22 protein-coding genes are annotated in these 25,957 nt (G+C 41.6%); 16 read left to right on the forward strand and 6 right to left on the reverse strand.

Annotated elements, in window-relative coordinates:
- The first annotated feature begins 24 nt into the window (after window positions 1-24).
- On the forward strand, window positions 25-1,812 hold the full coding sequence (locus tag AC0L4E_RS02765; RefSeq protein WP_473677896.1) for an ABCB family ABC transporter ATP-binding protein/permease: 1,788 nt from the start codon (window positions 25-27) through the stop codon (window positions 1,810-1,812).
- Between the two features lie 138 nt (window positions 1,813-1,950).
- A complete protein-coding gene (locus tag AC0L4E_RS02770) occupies window positions 1,951-2,199 on the forward strand; it encodes a hypothetical protein (protein ID WP_153912714.1) in 249 nt (82 codons plus the stop codon).
- A 534-nt stretch (window positions 2,200-2,733) separates the two neighbouring features.
- Here the strand turns inward: AC0L4E_RS02770 and AC0L4E_RS02775 are convergent.
- A complete protein-coding gene (locus AC0L4E_RS02775; protein WP_473677897.1) occupies window positions 2,734-4,215 on the reverse strand; it encodes an FMN-binding glutamate synthase family protein in 1,482 nt (493 codons plus the stop codon).
- A gap of 265 nt (window positions 4,216-4,480) precedes the next feature.
- On the opposite strand from AC0L4E_RS02775, the gene AC0L4E_RS02780 reads away from it, so the two are divergent.
- From AC0L4E_RS02780 to AC0L4E_RS02805, 6 genes are all read left to right on the forward strand, one after another.
- Entirely contained in the window at window positions 4,481-5,065 is a 585-nt protein-coding gene (locus AC0L4E_RS02780; protein WP_473681484.1) for a DUF5610 domain-containing protein, read from the forward strand.
- A gap of 40 nt (window positions 5,066-5,105) precedes the next feature.
- Window positions 5,106-5,855: a ferredoxin--NADP reductase gene (locus AC0L4E_RS02785; RefSeq protein WP_473677898.1), complete on the forward strand. Its 750-nt coding sequence runs from the start codon at window positions 5,106-5,108 to the stop codon at window positions 5,853-5,855.
- Between the two features lie 225 nt (window positions 5,856-6,080).
- Complete coding sequence (locus AC0L4E_RS02790; protein WP_473677899.1) at window positions 6,081-7,100, forward strand: Fe(3+) ABC transporter substrate-binding protein; 1,020 nt, start codon at window positions 6,081-6,083, stop codon at window positions 7,098-7,100.
- A gap of 53 nt (window positions 7,101-7,153) precedes the next feature.
- Window positions 7,154-8,785 (forward strand): ABC transporter permease, encoded by a 1,632-nt coding sequence (locus AC0L4E_RS02795; protein WP_473677900.1) that lies wholly within the window; start codon window positions 7,154-7,156, stop codon window positions 8,783-8,785.
- 1 nt (window position 8,786) lies between these two features.
- On the forward strand, window positions 8,787-9,815 hold the full coding sequence (locus AC0L4E_RS02800) for an ABC transporter ATP-binding protein (protein WP_473677901.1): 1,029 nt from the start codon (window positions 8,787-8,789) through the stop codon (window positions 9,813-9,815).
- 109 nt (window positions 9,816-9,924) lie between these two features.
- Window positions 9,925-10,863 carry a Dyp-type peroxidase gene (locus AC0L4E_RS02805; protein WP_473677902.1) on the forward strand — a complete coding sequence of 313 codons (939 nt, stop codon included), beginning with the start codon at window positions 9,925-9,927 and terminating at the stop codon, window positions 10,861-10,863.
- A 127-nt stretch (window positions 10,864-10,990) separates the two neighbouring features.
- On the opposite strand, the gene argR is transcribed toward AC0L4E_RS02805, so the two are convergent.
- Window positions 10,991-11,461, reverse strand: a complete 471-nt coding sequence (gene argR / locus AC0L4E_RS02810) for a transcriptional regulator ArgR (protein ID WP_473677903.1) — start codon at window positions 11,459-11,461, stop codon at window positions 10,991-10,993.
- 317 nt (window positions 11,462-11,778) lie between these two features.
- On the opposite strand from argR, the gene mdh reads away from it, so the two are divergent.
- Window positions 11,779-12,714: a malate dehydrogenase gene (mdh, locus tag AC0L4E_RS02815; protein WP_220753464.1), complete on the forward strand. Its 936-nt coding sequence runs from the start codon at window positions 11,779-11,781 to the stop codon at window positions 12,712-12,714.
- 93 nt (window positions 12,715-12,807) lie between these two features.
- On the opposite strand, the gene AC0L4E_RS02820 is transcribed toward mdh, so the two are convergent.
- Both AC0L4E_RS02820 and AC0L4E_RS02825 read right to left on the reverse strand, forming a co-directional pair.
- The gene (locus AC0L4E_RS02820; RefSeq protein ID WP_473677904.1) at window positions 12,808-13,572 is read right to left on the reverse strand and encodes an SDR family NAD(P)-dependent oxidoreductase; all 765 of its coding nucleotides are present in this window, start codon (window positions 13,570-13,572) and stop codon (window positions 12,808-12,810) included.
- Window positions 13,573-13,605: 33 nt separating this feature from the next.
- Window positions 13,606-13,995, reverse strand: coding sequence for a thiol-disulfide oxidoreductase DCC family protein (locus AC0L4E_RS02825; protein WP_473677905.1), 390 nt, complete (start codon window positions 13,993-13,995; stop codon window positions 13,606-13,608).
- A 175-nt stretch (window positions 13,996-14,170) separates the two neighbouring features.
- Between AC0L4E_RS02825 and AC0L4E_RS02830 the strand changes: the two genes are divergently transcribed.
- From AC0L4E_RS02830 to AC0L4E_RS02860, 7 genes are all read left to right on the forward strand, one after another.
- Window positions 14,171-15,223 (forward strand): efflux RND transporter periplasmic adaptor subunit, encoded by a 1,053-nt coding sequence (locus AC0L4E_RS02830; RefSeq protein ID WP_473677906.1) that lies wholly within the window; start codon window positions 14,171-14,173, stop codon window positions 15,221-15,223.
- A gap of 1 nt (window position 15,224) precedes the next feature.
- On the forward strand, window positions 15,225-16,325 hold the full coding sequence (locus tag AC0L4E_RS02835) for an efflux RND transporter periplasmic adaptor subunit (protein ID WP_473677907.1): 1,101 nt from the start codon (window positions 15,225-15,227) through the stop codon (window positions 16,323-16,325).
- 88 nt (window positions 16,326-16,413) lie between these two features.
- Window positions 16,414-19,482, forward strand: a complete 3,069-nt coding sequence (locus tag AC0L4E_RS02840) for an efflux RND transporter permease subunit (RefSeq protein ID WP_473677908.1) — start codon at window positions 16,414-16,416, stop codon at window positions 19,480-19,482.
- A 131-nt stretch (window positions 19,483-19,613) separates the two neighbouring features.
- Entirely contained in the window at window positions 19,614-19,970 is a 357-nt protein-coding gene (gene folX / locus AC0L4E_RS02845) for a dihydroneopterin triphosphate 2'-epimerase (protein ID WP_153912748.1), read from the forward strand.
- 70 nt (window positions 19,971-20,040) lie between these two features.
- Window positions 20,041-20,685 (forward strand): GTP cyclohydrolase I FolE, encoded by a 645-nt coding sequence (folE, locus tag AC0L4E_RS02850; protein ID WP_473677909.1) that lies wholly within the window; start codon window positions 20,041-20,043, stop codon window positions 20,683-20,685.
- Between the two features lie 108 nt (window positions 20,686-20,793).
- A complete protein-coding gene (folM, locus tag AC0L4E_RS02855) occupies window positions 20,794-21,519 on the forward strand; it encodes a dihydromonapterin reductase (protein WP_473677910.1) in 726 nt (241 codons plus the stop codon).
- 151 nt (window positions 21,520-21,670) lie between these two features.
- Window positions 21,671-22,963, forward strand: a complete 1,293-nt coding sequence (locus AC0L4E_RS02860; RefSeq protein WP_473681486.1) for an O-acetylhomoserine aminocarboxypropyltransferase/cysteine synthase family protein — start codon at window positions 21,671-21,673, stop codon at window positions 22,961-22,963.
- Window positions 22,964-23,071: 108 nt separating this feature from the next.
- Here the strand turns inward: AC0L4E_RS02860 and AC0L4E_RS02865 are convergent, their stop codons facing one another.
- A complete protein-coding gene (locus tag AC0L4E_RS02865) occupies window positions 23,072-23,836 on the reverse strand; it encodes a 5-formyltetrahydrofolate cyclo-ligase (RefSeq protein WP_473677911.1) in 765 nt (254 codons plus the stop codon).
- 224 nt (window positions 23,837-24,060) lie between these two features.
- Window positions 24,061-25,947 carry a hypothetical protein gene (locus AC0L4E_RS02870; RefSeq protein ID WP_473677912.1) on the reverse strand — a complete coding sequence of 629 codons (1,887 nt, stop codon included), beginning with the start codon at window positions 25,945-25,947 and terminating at the stop codon, window positions 24,061-24,063.
- Between the last annotated feature and the right edge of the window lie 10 nt (window positions 25,948-25,957).

The following is a 25,957-nucleotide window of genomic DNA, read 5'->3' on the forward strand; positions in this document are numbered from 1 at the left end:
TTGAAACTTAATTGGTGGTAGTAAATGAGACCGTCGGCGTATTTTGATGGACCAGTAGGTAAATTGAACTGGAAAGTCGTGAGATTATTGTGGCCTTACCTATTTGAGTTCAAAGGTCGTATATTTTTGGCCATGTTATGCCTTATTGTCGCCAAGCTTGCTAGTGTAGGTTTGCCCTTTATCTTAAAGGATTTAGTCGATAGCTTAGATGGACAAAAGACGGCTGCATTAGTTGTGGTTCCAGTTGCATTAGTTATCGCCTATGGCTCAGTCAGATTTTTGAATGTCATTATTGGCGAAATAAGAGATACGCTTTTTGGGCGCGTAACTGAACGTGCAATAAGGCGATTAGGTTTAGCTGTGTTTGAGCATCTACATCGCTTAGATCTCGACTTTCATTTAGACCGCAGAACTGGTGGCTTATCAAGAGACATTGAACGTGGCACCAGTGGCATCAGCTTTCTGATGCGCTTTATGGTGTTCAATATCGTACCAACATTACTTGAAATCAGTTTAGTCATTATTATTTTCTTTTTTAATTACGGTATCGGCTTTGCGCTTATTACGCTTGTGGCTGTCGTGGCTTACATTGGCTATTCGATAGTGGCTACAGAGTGGCGAACTGGTTTTGTACGTGATGCAGCCAATGCAGACTCTTTATCAAATACACGTGCAGTGGACAGCTTACTGAACTACGAGACAGTTAAATATTTTAATAATGAACGCTATGAGTCTGAGCGTTATGACTCAGCACTTGATCAATGGGAAGTGGCTAAACGCAAAAATCGCCTGTCTTTATTTGCATTAAATGCGGGACAAGCCTTGATTATTGCCATAGCGATGACGTCCATGATGTGGCTAGCGGCCTATGAGGTTACAGCAGGCAATATGACCTTAGGTGACTTTGTACTGATTAATGCGTTTATGATGCAGTTGTTTATTCCGCTTAACTTCCTAGGTTTTGTTTATCGTGAAATTCGCAGCGCTTTAGCTAATATTGAGCGCATGTTTGGTTTATTGGATAAAGTGCCAGCCATACAAGATACGCCGCAAGCATCAGATGTGGTGCCAACAAAAGGCGAGTTATCTTTTAATGGAGTCTGTTTTAATTATGATGAAAGGCCAATATTAAAAGATGTGAGTTTTACCATTCCTGCTGGCCAAAAAGTAGCTGTTGTAGGTGAAAGTGGTGCAGGTAAATCCACCTTAATTAAATTGCTGTTTCGGTTTTATGATGTCGGCAGCGGCGCGGTAACGATTGACGGAAAAGATATCAAACAGCTGACTCAGCAAGCGTTAAGACAATCAATTGCAATCGTACCCCAAGATACTGTGTTATTTAACGACACCATTTATAACAATATTCTCTATGGCAGACCTTCAGCAAGTGCTGAAGAACTTAAAGAAGCTGTGAAACTGGCCAACTTAACTGACTTTATCGAATCTTTACCTAATCAATGGGAGACCAAAGTCGGTGAGCGTGGGTTAAAGTTATCTGGTGGTGAGAAACAACGAGTATCGATTGCGAGGGCCATTTTAAAGTCAGCACCCATTTTAGTATTTGATGAAGCGACGTCATCATTAGACAGTAAATCGGAACAAGCCATTTTAACAGCTTTAAAAGAAGCGGAAAAAGGGCATACCAGTTTAGTGGTTGCACACCGTTTATCGACCATTATTGATGCTGATAAAATTGTGGTCTTGAGCCAAGGAAAAATTGCAGAACAAGGTACGCATCAGGGGTTATTAGAACAAAATGGCGTCTATGCAAAACTGTGGCGAATCCAAAATGAGCAAACAATCACACTTTGATATGTTGCTTGAAGATGTTTTCTCTCTTTGATAGTGCAGTTTTTGTGTATAATTAGCTTTAATTGCCTGGAAAGGATTGAGATCGTTTAGGTAAATAGGAAATTATCAGGTAATTAAGCCTAAATATGGAGGTCGTTAGTGCAAAACATTTCTTTAATAGCAGCCTTAGAGGGTACACAACATAAAGTGACCACGGATTGGTTTGCGATTATGGCTACGCTTGAGAAGCGAGAAATGAATCAAGATGAACTGCAGTCTGTCTATGATGAATTATGCGCAGGTTTGATTGTAACTACCCGTGGGCTAACACTGGCAAAAATAAACGATAACGAAAGCGAAGACAGTTTATTGAAAGCAGACGATAGCGCGGCAGATATTTTGGTGTAATTCTATTCGGGTGAATCAGTCTGATGTTGGGCGGGTTTATCCAAAGATACAAATGTGATTCAAAAGACACATAAAAAAAGCAATCATATGATTGCTTTTTTGTTGTCTAAAATCGTATTGATAACACTTACCGTATCTTTAAAATTATTTTTAGAAAATATTTATCTCGAATTCATCTATTTTTAGACCAGCTATGGCAGACCATTGTAATCAACGAAGTGCTAGTAACAGCCTCAGTTAATCGGGTGATTTTTCCTTGCTCAAAGCACACCTTTTCACCTTCAATCTCAGAAAGTTTTTCACAATTACTGCAGGTTAGTGACATTGACTTATGACTCCCATTGGATGTCATAATCGAATTTTCAGTTTTCAAAGTAAGCCCCTAAGTGTGCTCTATGTCACAATTTTACACCTATTATAAAAATAGTCCAAAGTAATCGCTTGTCAATATATTAGCAATTGGTCTAATAGTTTTTGCTGATTTAAGTATTTGTTCTAAAGTTAATGTTACCTGTAAGTGGCTTATTTTGCTCATTAATACTGTCGATAGAACTTATCTAGCGAAATCGAAATCCCACTTTCTGTAACAATTCTTGCGTGATGGCGAGTTAATTGCCTTGGTTCACTAACACCGCACGAATGAGCAATAATTTTTAAATCATGATGCAGTGAACGATTATAGTTGGCGACTCTTGCTGATTTATTACGCGGGTTTAACCCCTGCTGAAGTTGTTTGTTATGAGTCGTAATGCCAGTAGGGCAGGTATCTTTATTGCATTGAAGTGCTTGAATACAGCCTAGAGCAAACATATTCCCGCGGGCTGATGCGATAAAGTCAGCACCTGTGGCTAATGCCCATGCGACTTGAGAAGGTAAAACCATCTTGCCGCTAGCAATCACTTTGATTCTTTGTTTTAAAGCTTTTTGTTTCAGTAAATTAATGACGATGGGTAAGCTTTCTTTAATTGGTAAGCCCACATGATCCATCAAGGCTTGTGGCGCAGCGCCAGTACCGCCTTCAGCACTATCTAGGGTAAAAAAGTCTGGAGCATGCTCAATTCCGCGCTGATTAATCTCTTCACATAAATCGATTAACCATTGCTCGTCACCCAATACAGCTTTTATTCCAGTGGGTTTTCCTGTTACTTCTCGGACATGGTTTATCATATCGAGGATATCTGCCACATTGTTAAACTCAGCATGACCATTAGGACTAATAGAATCTTGCCCAACTGGAATACCGCGGATCGCAGCAATCTCTTCTGTTACTTTGACCCCAGGTAAAATACCTCCTTTACCGGGTTTAGCACCTTGGCTTAGCTTTATTTCAAACATTTTTACATTGTCATGAGCCGCAATTGTTTTTAATTTTTCATCGTCTAATTTGCCATTCTCATCTCGAACACCATATTTAGCAGTACCAATTTGAAATACTAAATCACAATTGCCTTTTAAGTGATGTTCACTTAATCCACCTTCACCCGTGTTTAGCCAACAGCCCGCTTGCGCAGCGCCGTGCGACAAGGCGGTGACAGCAGGACGAGATAAAGCGCCAAAGCTCATGGCTGAAATATGGCAAACAGTTGATGTTTGATATGGGGTTTTGCACTCTGCACCGATAGTGACAGTTTTGTCGTTATGTTGATCTGAATCGTACTTTGGAAAGGCCGCATTCAAAAACATCACAGTGCCAGTTTTGTCATGTGTTTGAGTTGAGCCGAAAGAAATAGTCCGATCGATATTTTTAGCGGCGCGATATATCCAGCTACGTTCAGCGCGATTAAAGGGCAGTTCTTCTCTGTCTTGAGCAAAAAAGTATTGTCTAAAAAACTCGCCTTGTTTTTCAAACAGGTATCGAAAACGACCAATCACAGGGTAGTTATGACGAATTGCTTGCTTAGTTTGAAGCTTATCGGCGATATACATATAAATAACTGCAATGACGCCGAACGCAATACAGGCTAAGAATAATCCAGTAAAAATTTCTAAACCGACAATAAACCAATGTGGCTGCATTTTTGTTCCTTAAAAATGTTCCTTGGGCCTTTATCGCAACCCGTATTTATTAGTGATTGATAGTAGCTAAATTGTTTACTTCTTGACTATCATTATTATGGATGAACCTATGCGCTTGTTCTAGGTCATTTAAAGCATGTGTAATGTGCGCAAATATATTCGACCTAAACTTTATGCTTTAAATTTAGGGTTTAACTTTAGGTCTGAAGATTATGGTCGATAACTAAGTTATCCTTAATTGTACATACTTTAACCGGAGCTGATGATGGAGTTATATAACCCAACGCAATTACATGCCAAAGCAAATAATCGTCAACAAGCAACTGATGATACCTCTGCTGATAAAAGTGCTTCATCCCAGCAAACTGATAAGGTTTCAATTAGCCAAGTGAGCAGAGAGCTTAAAAATAGCAGTATTTTAGCGGCACAAGAACAAGTCAGTATTGCTGCAGGCGATCAATCTATGGCGTTATTATATCGTGCAGCCATAGATGCAATAAATGTTGAACTTGCGCCTTCAATGGGTGAAAACGCCATACAGAAAGCAGCTGAGAGTGATGTGGATTATTCGCCAGAAGCAACGGCAGAGCGTATAGTCAGTTTTGCGACTAACTTTTTTTCAGTACATCAGCAGCAAAATAGCCAAATGGAATTTACTGAGCAATTAGATAGCTTTATGGAGAAGATTTCAGGTGCGATAGATCAAGGCTTTAAAGAAGCAACCGAGATACTATCAGGGTTGAAGGTGCTAGAAGGAGACATTGCAGCAGGAGTTGAGCAAACCTATAGTTTAATTCAGACTGGATTGGAAGCCTTTAAAGAAAATACCACTCCGCCGCAAGCAGACTGAGCACTGTGAATTTATGCATTTAAGATCGAAGGAATAGCTTATGTGGACAACGGGTACCGTCATTGAACGTATTGAATGGAATGAGAAGTTATTCTCGCTGCGCATCAAAGCTGATGTTGAACCATTTATTGCTGGGCAGTTTATTAAACTGAGCCAAATCCGAGATGAAAAGCGTATTGCGCGCGCCTACTCTGTTGTTAATCCACCGGGTAAAGATTATGTAGAAGTGTTAGCTGTGGCTGTAGAAGATGGTCAGTTATCGCCAGATCTGCAAGCGCTTAACATTGGCGATAATATCGAAGTCAGTACAAAAGCTGCAGGTTTTATGACATTAGATGAAATTCCTACAGGGGCGCTACAAGGGCCACATTTATGGTTTCTAGCCACTGGGACAGCAGTCGGACCTTTTATCTCAATGATGGAAACCGAGGAGCCATGGCAGCGATTTGAGAAAGTCGTGTTGGTATACGGGGTTAGATTAATTGAAGATTTAGCTTATTTACCACAATTAACCGCATTACAAGAACAATATCCCACTCAATTTGTATTCATTCCTTCAGTGACTCGTGAAACATATCCTGATGGGCTATCGTGCCGTATACCAGATGGACTGCAAAGTGGTGCTCTCGAACAAAGAGCTGGAGTTGCTTTAAATCAAGAAAACTCACAAGTCATGATTTGTGGTAATCCTGGGATGATTACCGATGCGCAAACTGCACTCACAGAAAAAGGGCTAGTTAAAAACTTACGCCGTGCTCCAGGGCAAATTACGGTAGAGAAGTATTGGTAACCATCATTTAAAAGCTGTATAGAATCGAATTTGTACAGCTTTTAATATACTTAAACTCTTAAAGCCTTATTAATTATCCTTCAATTCAGACATAAACAACACTTGCTCCTTATGCACTGATCTATTATCCTTTCCGCAATTGATAATTATTATCATTTCCATAAGCAATTACTTAAGCAATCTTTTCAACATTATTAAGTATTGCCAAGCCAAGGAGAATTTGGAATGAAATCGTTTAAAAGTTTAGCGTTGTTAGGTTTAGCTGCTGTGTCATCAATGAGTTCAATCGCTGCAACAGCTGCTGATGATCTTACTGTTTATTCATACCGACAAGCTTTTCTTGTTGAACCGATTTTAGAGCAATTTACTAAAGATACTGGCATCAAAGTCAATGTGGTATTTGCCAAAGATGGTATAGCAGAACGTATTGCTCGTGAAGGCCGTCTTTCTCCAGCAGATGTGGTTCTCACATCAGATTTTTCTCGCTTAATGGAACTGGTTGATAAAAACCTTGTTGTTGATGTTGATAGCGACACTCTTAATAGTAATATTCCTGAGCAATATCGTTCGCCTGAAAACGATTGGTATGCACTGACTATGCGTGTTCGTAATGTTTACTCTTCTAAAGATCGTGTTGGTAAGCTTGACTTAAGCTATGAAGATTTAGCGTCAGAAGAGTATAAAGGTAAGATTTGTACACGTAGTTTCAAACACCCATATAACATCGCATTAGTTGCCTCAATGATTGCTCACCATGGTGAAGCTGAAACGAAAACATGGCTTGAAGGTGTAAAAGCTAATTTAGCACGCAAGCCACAAGGTAATGACCGTGCTCAAGTTAAAGCGGTTAAAGAAGGTCTATGTGATGTTGCTATTGGTAACAGCTACTACTTCGGTAAAATGATGACAGATCCTAAGCAAAAAAGCTGGGCTGAAGCGGTATACATTAACTTCCCTAACCAGAAAGATCGTGGCTCTCACATCAATGTTTCTGGAATGGCACTAGCTAAGTTTGCACCAAACAAAGATAATGCGATAAAATTAATGGAATTTTTATCGTCTGATGTAGCTCAAAAATCTTACGCAGAAGTTAACATGGAATATCCAGTGAAAGCGGATGTAACACCTTCTGACATGGTAGCTTCATGGGGAGACTTCAAAGCTGATAGTCTGCCAATCTTCAAGCTAGCAGAAAACCATCAAGCAGCAGTGAAGCTACTTGATGAAGTAAAATTTGATCTGTAAGGATGCTTTATCTCGCCCCATGTTAATCATGGGGCACTGACTGGAAAGTATTTATGATCTTAGGCTTAACCAGAAGCTGGTCGCTCGCTGGTTATGCGATTGCGGTAATATTAATATTGCCGCTTTTTGCACTTTTAGTACAAGCTACACTACCTGACGAAGCTGTTTTTAGTCATCTAATGGATACCGTTTTACCTACCTATATCAGTAACAGCTTGTTGCTGATGCTGAAGGTGTGCCTCGGTTCTTTAGTCATTGCCGTACCTGCAGCATGGCTGGTGGCAAGGTGTGACTTTCCTGGCCGTCGCTATTTTCAGTGGGCATTACTGCTGCCCCTTGCTATGCCAGCCTATATTGTGGCGTATGTGTATACCGACATGCTTGATTATGCTGGTCCTATACAGCGATTTTTAAGACAAGCATTTAGTTGGACTTCCCCTCAAGATTACTATTTCCCTGATATTCGTAGCTTAAGCGGCGCAGCGGTCATGCTGTCCTTGGTGTTATTCCCTTATATTTATTTGCTGGCCCGTACTGCTTTTATGGAGCAATCCTCAAGCTTATTGCATGCCTCACGTATTATGGGCTGTAGTCCTTGGCAAAGTTTTTGGCGTTTAGGCTTGCCAATGGCAAGGCCGGCTTTGGCGGTAGGTATGGCTTTGGTGGCAATGGAAACTGCGGCAGACTTTGCTACCGTAAGTTACTTTGCTGTGCCGACGTTAACTACGGCTGTATATGACACATGGCTTGGATATGGCAGTTTGTCAGCTGCAGCTAAATTGTCAGCCATCATGTTATTAGTGATTTTCGCTATGGTTGGGTTCGAGCGCTTCGCCCGCCGTAAACAAGAGCTATTTCAAAAGCAATCACGTTTAACCGAGTCTGACCGTTATCATTTATCAGGCTTTAAAGCATGGCTATCATTTGGTTATTGTAGCTTGCTCATCGTGTTAGCTTTTTTATTGCCGTTTACCGTGCTTGCCGGTTATGCCATCGATTACTTCGACGAGAGTTGGAATAGCCGCTTCTGGCAATACAGCTTTAATAGCTTATACATTGCAGCAGTGGTGAGTTTTATTTGTGTCGTGCTTGCGTTAGTGATGATGTTTATCAGGCGTGTTAGCCCGCGCAAAAGTGACATATTACCTTCAAGGTTGAGTAGTACTGGTTACGCAATACCTGGTACCGTCTTAGCCATTGGGGTGTTAGTACCATTAACCTATCTGGATTTTGCTATTAACGATATTTATGACTATTTTGATGCTCGTGGCCCAGGCTTACTATTTACTGGTAGTGTCTTTGCGTTGATTTTTGCTTTTTGTGTTCGCTTTGTGGCGATTTCAATTGGCAGCATTGAAAACAGTTATAAGCGTATTTCGCCTTCATTAGATATGGCGAGCATTACCATGGGGCAAAAGCCAAGACAGTTATTATGGAGAGTGCATTTACCTTTATTACGCAAAGGTATTTTTGCTGGTGCGCTGTTAGTGTTTATTGAAAGTATGAAAGAGCTGCCAGCAGCACTATTATTACGCCCAATTGGTTTTGAAAACCTTGCAACTCATGTCTTTCAATTCGTTTCAGATGAGCAACTAGAGCACGGCGCATTGGCAGCTATTGTGATTGTTCTTGTTGGACTTATCCCGTTGATTTACCTTAACCGTTCGTTGGAGCAAGAGAGCTAATATGTCCACATTGACCATTAAAAATGTAAAAAGTGACTACCAAGGACAGGTGATTCTCAATGGCTTAAATCTGACATTAGAGCAGGGTGAAATCGTAGCTCTTTTAGGCCCTAGTGGTTGTGGCAAAACCACATTGCTCCGTGCAATCGCTGGTCTACAAGCGATCAGCGAAGGCAGCATAGCGATTAATGGCCAATCGCTTAGTGCTGATGATGTGTTTATACCAAGTGAAAAGCGTGGCATAGGGATGATTTTTCAAGACTATGCTTTGTTTCCGCATTTAACCGTTAGTGACAATATATTATTTGGCGTTAAAGATTTAACGGCAAAAGAGCGCAGTGAACGTCTTGATGACATGCTGCAATTAGTTAAGCTTGAAGGACTTGGTCAACGTTACCCACATGAGTTATCTGGCGGGCAGCAACAAAGAGTATCCATCGCTCGAGCGTTAGCTTATCAACCGGAATTATTATTGCTCGATGAGCCTTTTTCTAATATTGATTCGCAAGTGCGCAGTGAAATGATGTTAGAAATCAGACAAATCCTAAAGCAACGTAATGTTAGTGCAGTATTTGTAACCCACAGTAAAGATGAAGCCTTTGTATTTGCCGATAAATTGGCATTATTCAAACAAGGCGGCATTGTACAACATGGCTTAGCTGAAGAGTTATATGGTGAGCCTAACGAACGTTATGTGGCTGAATTTTTAGGTGAGGGTAACTATATAACCGTGACGATTAAGAGTGCGACTCAGGTATCTTCAATATTAGGCTTAATTGAAAGTACAAATGAGCTTAGTCATCCTCTTAATAGCCAAGGCGAGTTACTATTAAGACCGCAACAAATTGATTTACAACCTGCTGCTCAAGGACATGGCGAAATTTTAGAACGCCGTTTTCTAGGTACAATTTGTCATTATTGGGTTAAAGTAGGGTTACAAACGCTCGAAGTTAGAAGTCAGTTAACCACGCTGACCTTAGGTCAGAAAGTCAATTTATCAATATCGGCACACCCGTTAGTGGTTTTTTAGTGACCTAAGTCTAAATTGACTGAAAATTGAGATAGAGCATAAGGATTAAATTGCTCAATTACCTTACACTATTTTAATCTTATTATTGTTAAAGGTGGTTGATTCCAACATGGAAACACAGAATATGCCTCGTGAACAGTTAGGAGTTTGTGCTGAAGGGAATCTGCATAGCGTCTACTTGATGTTTAATGCAAATGACGGCGTTGAAACTCAACTGCGCCCTTGTTTAGCCAATGTTGCTCAATATATTTACGAGTTATCAGATCAATACGCCGACAGTGCTTTTAATGGCTTTGTGGCAATTGGTGCTAACTACTGGGACACCATTTACGGTGAGCAACGTCCAGCTCAATTACGTCCATTCCCAGCAATGCAAGAAGGCAACCGTGACGCGCCAGCTATAGAGTATGATTTATTCATGCATATTCGCTGTGACCGTTACGATATTCTGCACTTGGTTGCTAATGAAATTAGCCAAATGTTCGAAGGTTTGGTTGAACTGATTGAAGAAGAGCGTGGTTTCCGCTTTATGGATAGCCGTGACTTAACTGGATTTGTTGACGGTACTGAAAACCCGAAAGGGCGCAGCCGACAAGAAGTTGCTTTAGTCGCTGATGAAGATATTCAATTCAAAGGTGGCAGTTACGTGCATGTACAAAAATATGCCCATAACTTAAGTAAATGGAACCGTCTGCCGCAGAAAAAGCAAGAAGATATTATCGGCCGTACTAAGCAAGATGATATTGAATACGCATCAGAAGATAAGCCTTTAACCAGCCATATCAAGCGCGTTAACTTGAAAGATGCTGATGGCAATTCAATGGAAATCTTACGTCAAAGTATGCCGTTTGGCTCACTCAGAGAGCAAGGTTTGATGTTTATCTCTACTTGTAACAAGCCGACTCATTTTGAAGAAATGCTTCGCAGCATGGTGCATGGCGATGGTCACGGAAATCATGATCACTTAATGCAGTTTACTAAAGCATTAACGGGGTCATCATTCTTTGCGCCTTCGTTAGACTTTTTAGCGCAGTTTGCTAACGACTAATCTCATTGTAATGGCACAAGTCATTACTCAAATTTGAGACATAAAAAAGCAATGCTTAAGCATTGCTTTTTTATTGGATAATACTCGCAAACATCTTGGTATTGCTTGCTGTGATTATTTACAACAGCTATTCGCTAAAGTTAAACAGTGACTTAACCGTTTCAAGCGTATCATCAATAGTCTTAATGCTAGATGGGCAGATAAAAATCGTATCATCCCCAGCAATGGTACCTAAAATTCCTTCAGGTTTACCTATTGAGTCTAACAAGCGCGCGATAAGCTGTGCAGCACCTGGGCTTGTTCGAACCACAATCATTGCTTGGTTATGGTCAACGTCGAGTACTAAGTTTTTGACCGGGCTTCCTGCGGTTGGAACACCTAATTCAGCAGGTAAACAGTACACCATCTCTTGTTTCGCATTTCGGGTACGTACAGCCCCGAACTTACTCAACATACGCGAAACTTTTGACTGGTTGATATTGCCAAAACCTTCCGCTTGCAGCGCGTTTACGATTTCACTTTGGCTCCCAAAGCGCTCTTCCTTTAGTATCGACTTAAACGTTCTAACGAGTTCATCCTGATTCTTGGTCGCTGGCATATTTTCTTCGTCTTATTAGTAATTTTTAAAATGAATACAATATATTCACAAAACGGGTTCATTTTGAATATATAAACAACACAAGTCAAGAAATAAGCTGTTTTGTTGAATAAAAATTCACTTTACAGTGTAAGTGCTTAAATCAGTGATTATTTATATACATATCTTAGAATAAGTAAATTGCCGTACTCCACTAAGGGATAATTGAAATTATGTCGCTGATGCAGTAATGTGACGCCACAATAAATATGATCTATGTCACAAACTGCGAATCATACATTTAGAAGTCAAACACTAGAACGTTATCGGAGATAATTATGAAAGTAGCTGTACTTGGTGCTGCTGGCGGTATTGGCCAGGCCCTAGCTTTACTATTAAAAACTCAACTTCCAGCAGGCTCAAAGTTGTCTCTTTATGACATTGCTCCTGTTACTCCAGGTGTCGCTGTCGATTTAAGCCACATCCCAACAGACGTTGAAGTTGCTGGTTTCGCAGGTGAAGATCCAACTCCTGCGCTAGTTGACGCTGATGTTGTTCTTATTTCTGCAGGTGTTGCGCGTAAGCCTGGTATGGATCGTTCAGATCTATTCAACATCAACGCTGGTATCGTACGTAACCTAATTGAAAAAGTAGCGGCAACTTGTCCTAAAGCATTAATCGGTGTGATCACAAACCCAGTGAACACAACGGTTGCTATTGCTGCTGAAGTTCTTAAAAAAGCAGGTGTTTACGATAAGAACCGTTTATTCGGTGTGACTACACTGGATGTTATCCGTTCTGAAACCTTTATTGCTGATCTTAAAGGCTTAAACGTAGCTGACGTGAACATCAATGTTATCGGCGGCCACAGTGGTGTAACGATTCTTCCACTACTTTCTCAAGTTGAAGGCGTAAGCTTTACTGATGAAGAAGTTGCTGCATTAACAACTCGTATCCAAAATGCTGGTACTGAAGTTGTTGAAGCTAAAGCCGGTGGCGGTAGTGCGACACTTTCAATGGGTCAAGCGGCATGTCGTTTCGGCCTTTCTTTAGTTCGTGGCCTTCAAGGTGAAGCGAACGTGGTTGAATGTGCATACGTAGATGGCGGCAGCGAACATGCTGAATTCTTCGCGCAGCCTGTAGTATTAGGTAAAAACGGCGTAGAAAAAGTATTAGCTTACGGCGAAGTAAGTGCATTTGAAGCAAATGCTCGCGATGCAATGCTTGATACGTTAAAAGGCGATATCAACCTAGGTGTTGAATTCGTTAAATAAGCCACTTGGTTTATTCACTTTAAAAGCGAAGCCTTGAGCTTCGCTTTTTTGTGCCTGTAATTAAGCAATCTACTCAATTATCCATTGGCCAAATTACCACTCAATGGTTTTTCCTTGCCAATCTAAAAACTCCGCTTTGCCATCGAAGACTAATTGTTGATGAATAATCAGTAATTTTTTAGCAACAAACTCCGCTGTAAACAGTTTCCCTTTTGGTACGTTTGCTTGAAAAGGTTTAGAAAGCTCGGTATCGGTAGTACCAGGATGAAAGGCAATCAGTTTGACGTTTTTGGCTCTGCGAGCATATTCAATCGCTGTGGTTTTAAGCAACATATTCAAAGCGGCTTTTGAGGCGCGATAGCTATACCAGCCACCTAACTGGTTATCACTGATACTGCCGACTCTGGCGCTCAATACACTGATAATACAAGCTTGCTTGCTATTAACCACAGTCGTTATCTGCTGCAACCACTGCATGGGCACTATGGTGTTTGAGTGAAACAAAGCTTGCATGGATTCAGGGGTAATTTCTTCTAAGCGTTTTTCTGGGCTTATTGCAGTTTCATCTGCTCTATTTAAAGAATGCAGCCTGCCATTACAAATAAACACTTTGACCAGATGGCCTTTAATTGATGATAAATCTTGGCAAATACTGGCAATGCTTTGCGCTGAATAATCCGACAGCAGATGTATGTGATTTATGTCATCGAGGTGATTTATGCTGAGTTTGCAGTTCTCATTTTGGCTCACTGTTATGATCTGCTCGATATGCCCATCCTGAATCAGTTCATCAAGGATGGCACTGGCAATGCCTGAAGATGAACCAATGATAACGGCAGAAGTAACGGGCTTTAGCACGGGATTATTCATACTTATTATAGTTACTCATGATTATTTGAGGTTACAACTGCCTGTTTCACAGCGTTGTTGACCGGTTAACAAGTAAGATATTTTATAACGGTTTTTGGCAAAACCACGATATGCCACATCGGCAAAAGGTTTAACACAAGGTAGCCTCAGCAGTTGTATCCATTTATGTTTTCCTGTTAGTGCCCATGCTTTGGCAGTGACATCAAGGCCCCGTAAAATCTCTCCGGTATTAGTTTCAGCGTGCAAAATAGAATTGGCAACGGTGAGGTCAATATGAGGATATTTTTGCTCGAAGCCTTCTTGGTTTAAATCAGCAAGCTCAATTTTGTGCAAACGATCGTGCTTTTTAAGTTGCTGCATCTCGTTGCTACACAATGGACAAGCGCTATCATAAAAAATACGTAATTCCATAGTACTGCCTCAACTTGTTTCGGTTAGGAATTATTACGTTGAATGTCGCAGATTGGATCTTTTTTGTGTAGTGCCGCACCTATTATGAGGGGTGATTGAGTGTTAGTATCAAATTAATTGCTCACTTTTTGATGGAACAAAATATGAAGAAACTCAGCCAGTTTACTTCTTTTTAGTGTTAATTTCCGCTGTCATTTCTAGCCTTTTTCTCAATACTGCCGTTGCCGAAGATAGCAACGAAGTATCCGATACTGTGATCCCACGACCAGTTAAAGTTATTCAAGTTGATGTTGGTACCGAATACCGTGAGCGTTTCTTGCCCGGCGAAGTGAAAGCATCTGAAAAGGCAGCATTATCTTTTAGAGTGGCGGGTGAGATTGCACAGATATTAGTGAGGCCTGGTGATCCTGTTGAACCGGGCGATATTTTAGCTATTTTAGACAGTGACATTTACCAGCAACAACTTGCAGTCGCTGAAGCTCAGTATGAGTTGGCTAAAGTGTTATTTGAGCGAAATGAGTCACTGGTTGAGCAGGGCGTGGTATCTCGTAATGATTATGACCAAGCTAAAAGTGATTACACTATTGCACAAGCAGCATTAGATAAAGCCAGAGCCGATGTCACTTATACTAAGCTTAGAGCACCCTATCAAGGGGTGATATCTAAACGTAGTAAGCGTGAATTTGAATTTGTTCAAGCTCAAGAAGAAGTCATGGGAATACGTACTGACTCCGCTGCTGATATCAGCTTTCAGTTACCCGAGCAATTTATTGGTTTTTTACAAAAATCAGATAAAAGTATAGAAGATATTGATAACATCGAAGTTAAATTTGATAGCCGCGACCATTGGTACCCTGCACGTTTAAAAGAGCTCAATACTGTAGCCGACCCCACTACTAGTAGTTACACCATTATCTTAACGCTCCCTATGCCAGAAGAACTGAATGTCCTGCCTGGAATGTCCGCTAGAGTAAAAGTCAAACTCCCAGCTAGAACCGCCGATGCGCATCCTAGAATCCCTGATGGTGCAGTAGTGGTAGAAAACCAGCAAGCTTATGTATTTACTTGGTCACCGTCACAACAACGAGTGAGTAAGGTGCCTGTTAAGCTGCAGGGAACTCGGATGATGTCTGGGTTAAATGATGGCGATTGGTTAGTGGTTGCGGGTGCTTCTGAGCTTAAAGATGGCCAAGCTGCAGTTAAATGGATTAAAGAGCGAGGGCTATAAAATGAAAGGAATTCCGCATTCTAGATTCAATAGCATTGCGCTGGTGGGGATAGGGCTTTTGAGCTTATCCGCATGCGATCGAACCGTGAATATCGAGCCGACTAAAACCTTAGTGAAAACTTACACTTTACCCCATACAAACAATGACGTTATGCGTGAGTTTAATGGTGTTGCTAGGGCACAAGATTTAACCAATTTATCCTTTCGTGTTGAAGGTCGAATAGAGCGTATCCCTGCAACAAAGGGCGGAGTTGTCCAAAAAGGTGACTTGTTAGCCGTACTTGAAAAGCGTGATTACACCATTGCTTTAAGCGATCGCCAAGCTCGAATGGAAGTCAGTCTTAAACAGGCTCAGCGTGGCAAACAGTTGGTTGAAAGCAAGTTGATGGCTCAATCTGAATACGATCAAATGAACGCCCAATATTTAGTGGCTAAAGCTGAGGAGCGTCAAGCGCAGTTAAATCTGCAATATACCGAGCTTCGAGCGCCTTTCTCAGGCATTGTCAGTGATGTATTCCTAGAGTCATTTGAGAACGTGCAGCCTGGGGTGTCTGTACTGAGCATCCAAAAAGTTGAACGTATTGAAGTCGATGTGCAAATCCCTGATATGTTAATTGCGGTATCGAAAAAGCAAGAGGACAGGCAGAAACCTGGATTATTAAGCGTGAGCTTTGAAGCTTTTCCGCACACCACTTTTAAAGGGCGGTTATTGGAAGTTAACACTGAAAAAGACCCAACCACATCCACTTATATTGCGACAATCGCAGTAGATTTAGACCCTAAATACAAAGTGCTTGAAGGCATGCCTGCCAAAGTAAAGGTTAACTTAAGCGACATGACTTACACATATCACCGCGAATTCTTAGTGCCAATAGAAGCCGTTGTTATGCAAGACGGCAGTGATATTGACTCGCAAAAAAGTGGTGTGTGGCTCTATAACGCCAGCGACAATTCTATTCAGTACCAGCCAGTGACTTTAGGGGTGATTGTCGGTGATGAAATTGAAGTCACCAGTGGACTTGAAGATGGTCAAACCATCATTACCACAGGCGCTGCTCGGTTAGTAAAAGGTCAGCAAGTGCAATTGCTGCAGGAGGGCTAGTGATGAGTCATAACAATCAAATTAGCGTTATTCGTCAACACAGCTTAATCACCGCTAACAGCTCAGCCGATACAAGGGAATGTGTGTAATGAATATAGCAGGCTACTTTGTAAAAAATACCGTTATCAGTTGGATGTTTACCCTGATATTACTGATTGGCGGCTTGATGGCGTTCACTGGGCTTGGTCAGTTAGAAGACCCACCATTTACCATTAAAGATGCTGTGGTCGTGACCTTATACCCTGGGGCGACATCAACTGAGGTTGAAGAAGAAGTTACTTACCCGATTGAAAAAGCGATTCAAGCTCTGCCTTACGTGGACTATATACGCTCGCTGAGTACGTCTGGAATGTCGCAAATTACAGTGACTATGAAAAACGTTTATGGCCCAGAAGAATTACCACAAATTTGGGATGAGCTGCGCCGTAAAGTCAATGACATGTCTGCCAGTTTACCGCCAGGGGTGCAAACACCAATTGTTAATGATGACTTTGGTGACGTGTACGGCATCATGTTGATGGTGAGCGGTACCGATTATAGCTACCGTGATATTCTTGATTATGTTGACTATGTTAAACGCGAGCTAGAATTAGTTCCGGGCGTGGGTAAAGTCTCACTTGCGGGTAATCAGCAAGAACAAGTGTTTGTTGAAATGTCGCTTAACAAAGCGGCGAGCTCCAACATTGATCCTGCGTTGATCCAAAATCTACTTAACTCGCAAAATATGGTCTCAGATGCGGGTAATATTCGGGTGTCTGCTGATAACTTAAAAATCCGTACCAGTGGTGGGTTTAAGTCTGTCAGTGAGCTTGAAGAGCTCATTATTCCAGGGACTCAGGGTGACAAACTCATTTATTTAAAAGATGTCGCCACAGTCTCCCGCGGCTTTCAAAATATTCCCACCAACTTACTTAAGTTTGATCAACATGATGCCATTAATATTGGTATTTCATTTTCAACTGGAGTGAATGTAGTTGAAGTGGGTAAAGCCATTGATGCCAAGCTTGCTAGTATTGAAAGTGTCCGTCCTGCGGGGATGGTGATTGAAACCATGTATAACCAGCCTAACGAGGTGGATGCATCGGTAGGCAGCTTTGTATGGAACTTGATTGCTGCAGTTGTCATTGTTGTAGGTGTCTTATTAGTCTTCATGGGCTTTAAGTCAGGAGTCTTAATCGGGTTAATCTTATTTTTAACCTGTTTAGGTACCTTTATGTTGATGCTGCAAGCTGAAATTGAGCTACAGCGGATTTCATTAGGGGCACTGATTATTGCACTGGGGATGCTGGTGGATAATGCCATTGTGATTGTCGAAGGCATACTCATTGGTAGGCAGCGAGGGCAAACTACCTTAGAGGCTGCACAAGGAATTGTTAAGCAAACCATGTGGCCACTACTTGGGGCAACGGTAATTGCTATTACTGCGTTCGCGCCGATTGGTTTATCGCCGGATTCAACCGGTGAGTTTGCGGGGTCATTATTCTGGGTATTACTGTTTTCACTGTTTTTATCTTGGATTACCGCGATTACGATCACGCCATTTTTCGCGCAACTATTCTTCGGCTCAGAAGCTCAAAAAACAGAAGGTGAGCCAAAAGATCCTTATGGCGGCGCATTCTTCACTTACTACAAAGTGTTGCTAGATCTATGTATGCGTTTTCGCTGGGTCAGTGTCATTGCGGTAGTCATAGCCTTTTGTGTGTCCATTTACGGCTTTGCCTTTGTTAAGCAATCGTTTTTCCCGCCATCGACAACACCGATATTCTTAGTGGATGTATGGATGCCAGAAGGCACTGATATTCGTGAAACCCAAACAGTGGTTGAAGGAATGGAGGCGATCGCGGTTGAATTGGATAATGTTGAGTATGTGGCTTCGACCATAGGTAAAGGTTTTCCGCGTTTCTTGCTGACCTATTCACCTGAGAAAAACTACGCATCCTACGCACAAATTTCGATTCGTACTGCTGACTTTGAAACCTTAACCGATGTGATGGTGAAGTTTAGAAAAGACGTGGAGCAAAGCTATCCACAAGCGCAACTTAAGTTTAAGCGTCTAGAGATTGGTCCATCGACAGATGCGAAAATTGAAGCCCGTATTAGTGGGGCAGATCCTGATGTACTGCGTACTATTGCTGCTCAAGTGATGGAGATTTTTAACGCCACACCAGCCACTGTTAACGTTCGCCATGATTGGCGTGAACGAGTTAAATACATTGCACCGCGCTTTAATGAAACCCAAGCACGTCGATTAGGTATTGTTAAAAGTGAAGTTGACGATGCCCTTAAATTCTCTTTCACAGGTATGCAAATTGGTGTGTACCGTGAAGGGACAACGCTGTTGCCGATTATCGGACGCTTACCTGAAGACGAACGTATTGATATTGAATCAATGGAAAGTATTCGTATTTGGAGTCCTGCGTTAAGTGCATTCGTGCCGCTGCAACAAGTGGTGGATGGTTTTGAAGTTAAATTTGAAGATCCGATTATTCAGCGCCGCGATCGCAAACGGACGTTAACCGTCTTTGCTGATACTGATTTTGAATATGATATCTTGCCTGCTGAGTTATTTACCCAAATAAAACCTCAGGTTGAAGCACTTGAATTGCCGGTAGGTTATGAGCTGCAATGGGGCGGTGAATACGAGTCATCAACCGATGCACAAGAGTCACTATTTGCGACATTACCATTAGGTTTCTTGTTCATGTTTTTGATTACCGTATTCTTGTTTAACTCAGTAAGAAAACCCCTAGTCATATGGGCATGTGTACCGTTGGCGATTATTGGTATTACATCTGGGCTGCTTATTCTTGATAAGCCATTTAGCTTTATGGCGCTGCTGGGGATGCTCAGTTTATCGGGCATGTTGCTTAAAAATGGCATTGTATTACTTGATCAAATTAATACAGATATCAATGAGGGTATTGAAACTTTCGAAGCAGTATTTAACTCCACAGTCAGCCGTGTAAGGCCTGTTTGTATGGCTGCAGTGACGACTATCTTAGGGGTGTTACCGCTACTGACAGATGCGTTCTTCGAGTCGTTAGCGGCAGTGGTAATGTTTGGTTTAGGTGTCGCCACCATGTTGACTCTGATCATTGTGCCAGTGTTCTATATTATCTTCTTTAAAGTTAAGTATCGAAACTATAAAGAGTTTTAGTTAGCAAAATTGGCGATTTATCGCTATAACTATAAGAGTCAACGGTAAAAACGTTGGCTCTTTTTTATGTGATCTAACTTGCTCATTCTCACGTATCACGTTTATGTATTCACAAGAGGCTCACTATGTCTATTAGCCAAGCTATTATTAAAGTTACTAATCTTCGTTTACGCACCTTCATTGGTTTTAATCCAGACGAACGTGAAAAGCAGCAAGATGTTGTGATTAATATTGAAATCCAATATCCCGCGGACAAGTCGTTTCAAACAGATGATGTTGCCGATGCACTAAACTACAAAGTTATCACTAAAAAAGTTATTCAACATGTGGAAGAAGGGCGTTTTTTATTGCTAGAAAAACTCGTCGCAGATGTACTGGCGATATGCAGCGAGCACCCATCAATTACCATGTCTCGAGTAACGATTGATAAACCTCATGCTTTACGTTTTGCCGACTCTGTTTCACTGTCTTTAGAGCAGCGCAAATAAGCGAAAGCCTAGTAAGCTTTCACGTAACGGTGTGGTTTTTATTTGGCACGGGTTGCCATAAGGAAAACACATGATTTCAGAAGAAGCACGTAAAGTGCAGCAAGTTCTTATTGAACGAGGTCTCGAAACGCCATTGGTCGAAAATGACATGACCAATGAACAAAAAATAGAACGTATCCAAGGGTTAATGACAGAGGTTGTGTCAACTTTAGGGTTAGACTTAACCGACGACAGTTTATGCGAAACACCTCATCGAATCGCTAAAATGTATGTCAATGAAATCTTCTCCGGCCTGGATTACCACCAGTTCCCTAAAGTCACTCAAATCGATAATAAGATGGGTGTCGAGGAAATGGTTAAAGTCAGTGATATCAGTGTGGTCAGCACCTGTGAACATCACTTCATTACTATCGACGGTGTAGCCGATGTGGCTTACATTCCGAAAAAGAAAATTATCGGGCTGTCTAAAATTAATCGCTTGGTGCGATTTTTTGCCCAGCGACCTCAAGTGCAGGAGCGACTGACTCAACAAGTGTTAGTGGCATTGCAGACGTTACTTGAAACCGATGATGTGGCCATCAGCATTAACGCAACTCACTACTGTGTAAAGTCACGTGGAGTAACAGACACGCAATCCCATACCACAACCTCTGCTTTAGGCGGTTGTTTTAAAAATAACCCTGCTTCAAGAGCTGAGTTTTTCTCAAGAAGTTAGTGCATACACAGTTGATTAACTTATATAAGTCATGAATGATAGTCAGTAGGCCATTAGTTAGCGCTAATGGCCTTTGTGCTTTTCTGTCATCATTAAAAGAGAATTCAAATGAACAAAACCATATTGATAACAGGTGTAGGTAAACGCATAGGATATGCACTTGCGAAGCATTTTTTAGCCCAAGATTTTAACGTTATAGGCACGTTTAGAAGTCATTACCCATCGATAGATGAATTACTCGAACTAGGCGCAGATTTATACCAGTGCGATTTATGCCAAGCTGATGAAATCAATGACATGCTAAGTCGGATTAAAGCTCAGCATACACAGGTAAACTGCATCATTCATAACGCATCTGATTGGCATAATGATAAAACCAGTGCAGAGATTACTTCTGCCGATATTATGGCGCGAATGATGAACATTCATGTCAGTGCACCCTATCAAATAAATTTAGCGTTAGCGGACCTGTTAATAGCCTCAGCGGGTGACAGTGTTGGTGGCAGTAATATCATTCACATTACTGATTATGTCGCTGAAAAGGGCAGTCAGAAGCATATTGCCTATGCGGCCAGTAAAGCTGCTTTACATAATATGACCTTGTCATTTGCCGCCAAATTAGCTCCTGCAGTCAAAGTAAACTCCATTGCTCCTGCAATGATTTTATTTAATGAAGGCGATGATGACGCTTATAAAGTCAAAGCGTTAGCTAAAGCGATATTGCCTAAAGAAGCAGGTAACAGTGAAATTATCGAATTAGTAGACTACTTATTGTCGAGCCAATATGTGACAGGAAGAAGCTACGCAGTTGATGGTGGCAGGCAGCTTAAATAGCTTGTTGAGTATAAAAATCAACATCAAGTAAAAAAGTTTTAGACTTCTAGATGTCTAATTGCTAGTGTGGAGATTCATTAAATGAATCTCTCATTATTGTGATTACTCATTAAAGGAAGGCACTATGACAGCGGAAAATACTTCAAAACAGATGAAGCTGGAATCATTGGCGTTACACCATGGTTACCAATCAGAGGCGACGACTAAAGCCGCTGCAGTGCCGATATATCAAACTACTTCTTATACTTTTGATGATACTCAGCATGGTGCTGATTTATTCGATTTAAAAGTACCTGGTAATATCTATACCCGCATTATGAATCCCACAACCGATGTGCTCGAGCAGCGCCTTGCAGCCATTGAAGGCGGTATTGCAGCTTTAGCTGTCGCATCTGGTATGGCGGCGATCACTTATGCCATTCAAGCGTTAACGCAAGTGGGCGACAACATCGTTAGCACCAGTCAGCTATACGGTGGTACTTACAACTTATTTGCCCATACTTTGCCGCGCCAAGGTATTGATGTGCGCATGGCGGCATATGATGATTATGTAGGGCTTGAAGCGCTGATAGATGACAACACCAAAGCGCTATTTTGTGAATCTATTGGTAACCCAGCTGGTAACGTGGTTGATTTACAGCGCTTAGCAGATATTGCTCATAAACATGGTGTACCTTTGGTGGTGGATAATACCGTTGCTACTCCGGTGTTATGCCGCGCTATCGATCACGGCGCAGATATTGTTATCCATTCACTGACTAAATACATTGGTGGCCATGGCACCACAATTGGTGGCGTTATCATCGACTCAGGTAAGTTTGATTGGGTGGCGAACAAACAACGATTTGCGTTATTAAACGAGCCAGATCCGTCCTATCACGGTGTAGTATACACCGAAGCCTTCGGGCCAGCAGCATTCATTGGTCGTTGTAGAGTTGTGCCGCTGCGAAATACTGGTGCGGCGTTATCACCACAAAGCGCCTTTTTGCTACTACAAGGTTTAGAAACCCTAAGTTTAAGAATGGAGCGTCATTGCAGTAATGCATTAGCGTTAGCTGAGTATTTACAAGCGCATCCATCTGTCAGTTGGGTTAATTATGCCGCCCTGCCAGATAGCCCACAGCATGAACGCTGCCAAAAAATCACCGCAGGGAAAGCCTCAGGCATTATTAGTTTCGGTATCAAATCAGCAAATCCTGCAGCAGGCAAAGTTGCTGGTGGTCAGTTCATTGATGCACTGCAAATGATTTTACGTCTAGTCAATATCGGTGATGCGAAATCACTGGCGTGTCATCCAGCTAGTACGACGCATCGTCAGCTTGATGCAAACGAGTTAGCTAAAGCGGGGGTATCAGAAGACTTAGTCCGTATTTCAGTGGGTATTGAACACATTGACGATATCATTGCCGACGTGAGCCAAGCGCTAGATAAAGCGACCAGTTAACCTTTACCTTAAGGTGTCCTTTAACCTTGCTCAGCCAATTAAAAAGCCGTTAATCCCAGTAGATTAACGGCTTTATTGATTTATATTAGTCTAACTAATAACCCTTGCTCAGGTTAAGCTGGCTGAGGCAATTCGCCTTGTAGGAGTGATAATCACAGGTAGAGGAATATCCCAGTACTCAACGGGTAAAAAACTCACTTGCTGACAATCGTGAGCATAGCCTACTGCTAACGGTTTACCTTCTTTAACTTGCGCTAGAGTGCGATCGTAAAAGCCGCCCCCCATGCCCATTCGATTACCTTGATCATCAAAAGCCACTAGCGGTGTAACAATCATATCGAGGTTTTCAACGGTCACCATGTGGCGAATATCCAATTTAGGTTCAGCAATATCATAGCGATTTTTAACCATCTCAGTATCGGCGCTATAACGCATGAATAATAAATGGCCTTTAGCGAAAGGATGCAGGCGAGGTAAGTAAACTTCCACATCGAGTTTCCACAGCGCTTCAATCAACTTGCTGGTGGCGAGTTCTCCATCAAAACCTAAATATAGCGCGACTCGCTTGGCTGAAATTCGTTGGATTTCAGACAACAAATGGCGACTAGCAATTAATGCCAGTTGATTCTGATCTGCTTGAGGAATTGCGTTGCGCTCTTGGCGAATGTGACGACGAATACTGTCACGGCTCATATTTCGGCTATCGAATAATGGCTCTGCATCATGTGGGCTATTAAATGAATGTCGGTACAATTTATCTGTATTTGCCGTGGCTTCATCGGAGGCAGAGCTAGCTGAAGAAAAATGGGTGATATAGGTCTGATTAGCCGACTGGTATTGGGGTGAACCAGTCATAAAACGCGTCATGCTCATAGGTAGGAAATACTCCATCTACATACAAATGAAAAATAAAATAGCGTTATGAATAAAATATGTAACTAACTGCAGGTTAGCCTGATATGTGAAAAACTCAAAGAAGATAATGTACTGATTAACCAGCATTTGCTTATATGGCTAAAAATCCATCTGCCATATGATAAAAAAACGCCGATGATACGAATACCATCGGCGCTCATTTTTATATTATCGATGTAAGGCTACTTTTCCATGTTCATCGATTTAAGTAACACAGGGCTATCGTAGTCTGCCACTGCTGTTTTGGCTTTTAGCCAGAATTGACGGCGAGTTAAGAAATAGGCCAATATCACGGTTAACATGACCCACTCAACTAGGTTTTCAGCCATAAATTGCATACCAGGTTGCAATGTTTCCAATAACTCAGATGGGTATCTTCCATGGTTTTCGATAAAACCAACTCGGGCATTTAATAAATACAAACCATAATGAAAACCGCAGTAAGCCCCTATACCTGCAATAAACCCAAGGATTTTGGTGTACCATTTATTCGGCAGTTTTGTGCCTATAACCATGAAGTATAAGCCTACCATTATTGATGCTGCCATCAATGCATTGGCAACTTCAAGTGTGTGTTGAACCACTGTTATCCCGTTATAGTACAAACTGAAGCAAATGTGAGGTATTAGCAAGGTTAAACTGAGTGCCAGTAACCATACTTTTCCAGGGCCAATGTTCTTCCAGTACCACTTTTTAATGCCTTGAAAGCATAGCCAGAACAAGCCAATAACGAACAGGTAGTTACACCATTCAGGTAAGCCAAATAAGCCAAATTTCATGGTCAATACCGCCAACATCCATTCAGGGATCTGGGTAACACTCATGCGATATGCTGTCTCTTGTGCAAATGTAGGGTACATAGCCGCAAACAAAATCCCTAAGGTTAGGAATAAAAATGCGAACTTAAATAAACTGCCTATCATTTTAGGCCCAATGCCTTTCACACTTTGCTTTTTAAGTTGAGCCACTAAGGTTTGATAATTTGATATCACCGCATCTTTAATATCACTTGAAACCCAGTTTTCATCTAATAGCGCAATCGTTGTTTTGGTTTCGTTTGATTCAACAATATCTTTAATTGCAGGAGTGGCTAATGCCACTTTATCATCTGATTTACTACCGCCAGCAAGCTTTTGCGCCACACTCCATACCGCAGGATCATATACACCGCCAGCATTATGGGTACTATTTTTGTTACCCGCAAAACACATGGTGGTATCGACTTTATCGATATTGGCAGTAAATTGTAGCGTCGTTAAGTTGGCCTTAAAGGCATAAATAAAGGTACAACCTCCCAATGCGCCTTTTACATCAACCTCTGTGATATCGTCTAAGTTGTGGACTAATTTAAGCCCTGTCTTTTTGACATAATCAGAGGTCCACTCATGGTAATCGCTAGTGTTATATTCCCACCTAGTACTTCTTTTGGCTTCACCGTCAATGGAGTAGCTGAAATAGAGGTAACCGCCACCATCACAGGTGCAGCATGTCACCTTGCCTGAACCACCGCAGTTATAGCAGGTGTTACGACCACTGCCGCCACAAGATGAACAGGACTCTGTAGTATGTACCGTGCGGTTATTCTCGTAGCGGGTCACATGGTTTCGGCCACTACCACTACAGCTACTACAAGAAGTACTGCCACGACCATGACAGCTGCCGCAGCTTTGTTTACCTGAGCCACCGCAGTTATAACAAACCTTGCTACCCACGTAGGTTTCAGGTGCAGACTTTAAACCACGGTCTTTAATTAAAAAGTTTTCAGCGATATCTGGGCCGAGAATTTTGATAAAACGATCGTTAAATAACGAATTTTGGCCGCTGACATACTCTTTTGCTTTATCGTTAGCGCAGTCACAAGCATTTGAGGCACTGCCTGATTTTATTCCAGCAGGGCAGTACCCGCCATGTTCATGCTCGCTAACACCAATCTCAATTGTCCAGCCAAAGGTAAAGTTAAGCTCGGGTAGTTTTGCCTCTTCATTACTCAAAACAACTGGCACATCAACGCCAGTGAGGTCTTTACCATTACTGCGGATAAAATCCTGAAATTGTACTAATTTACTCACGTAATACTTC

It is taken from the genome of Shewanella sp. GJ50-10, assembly GCF_055808815.1.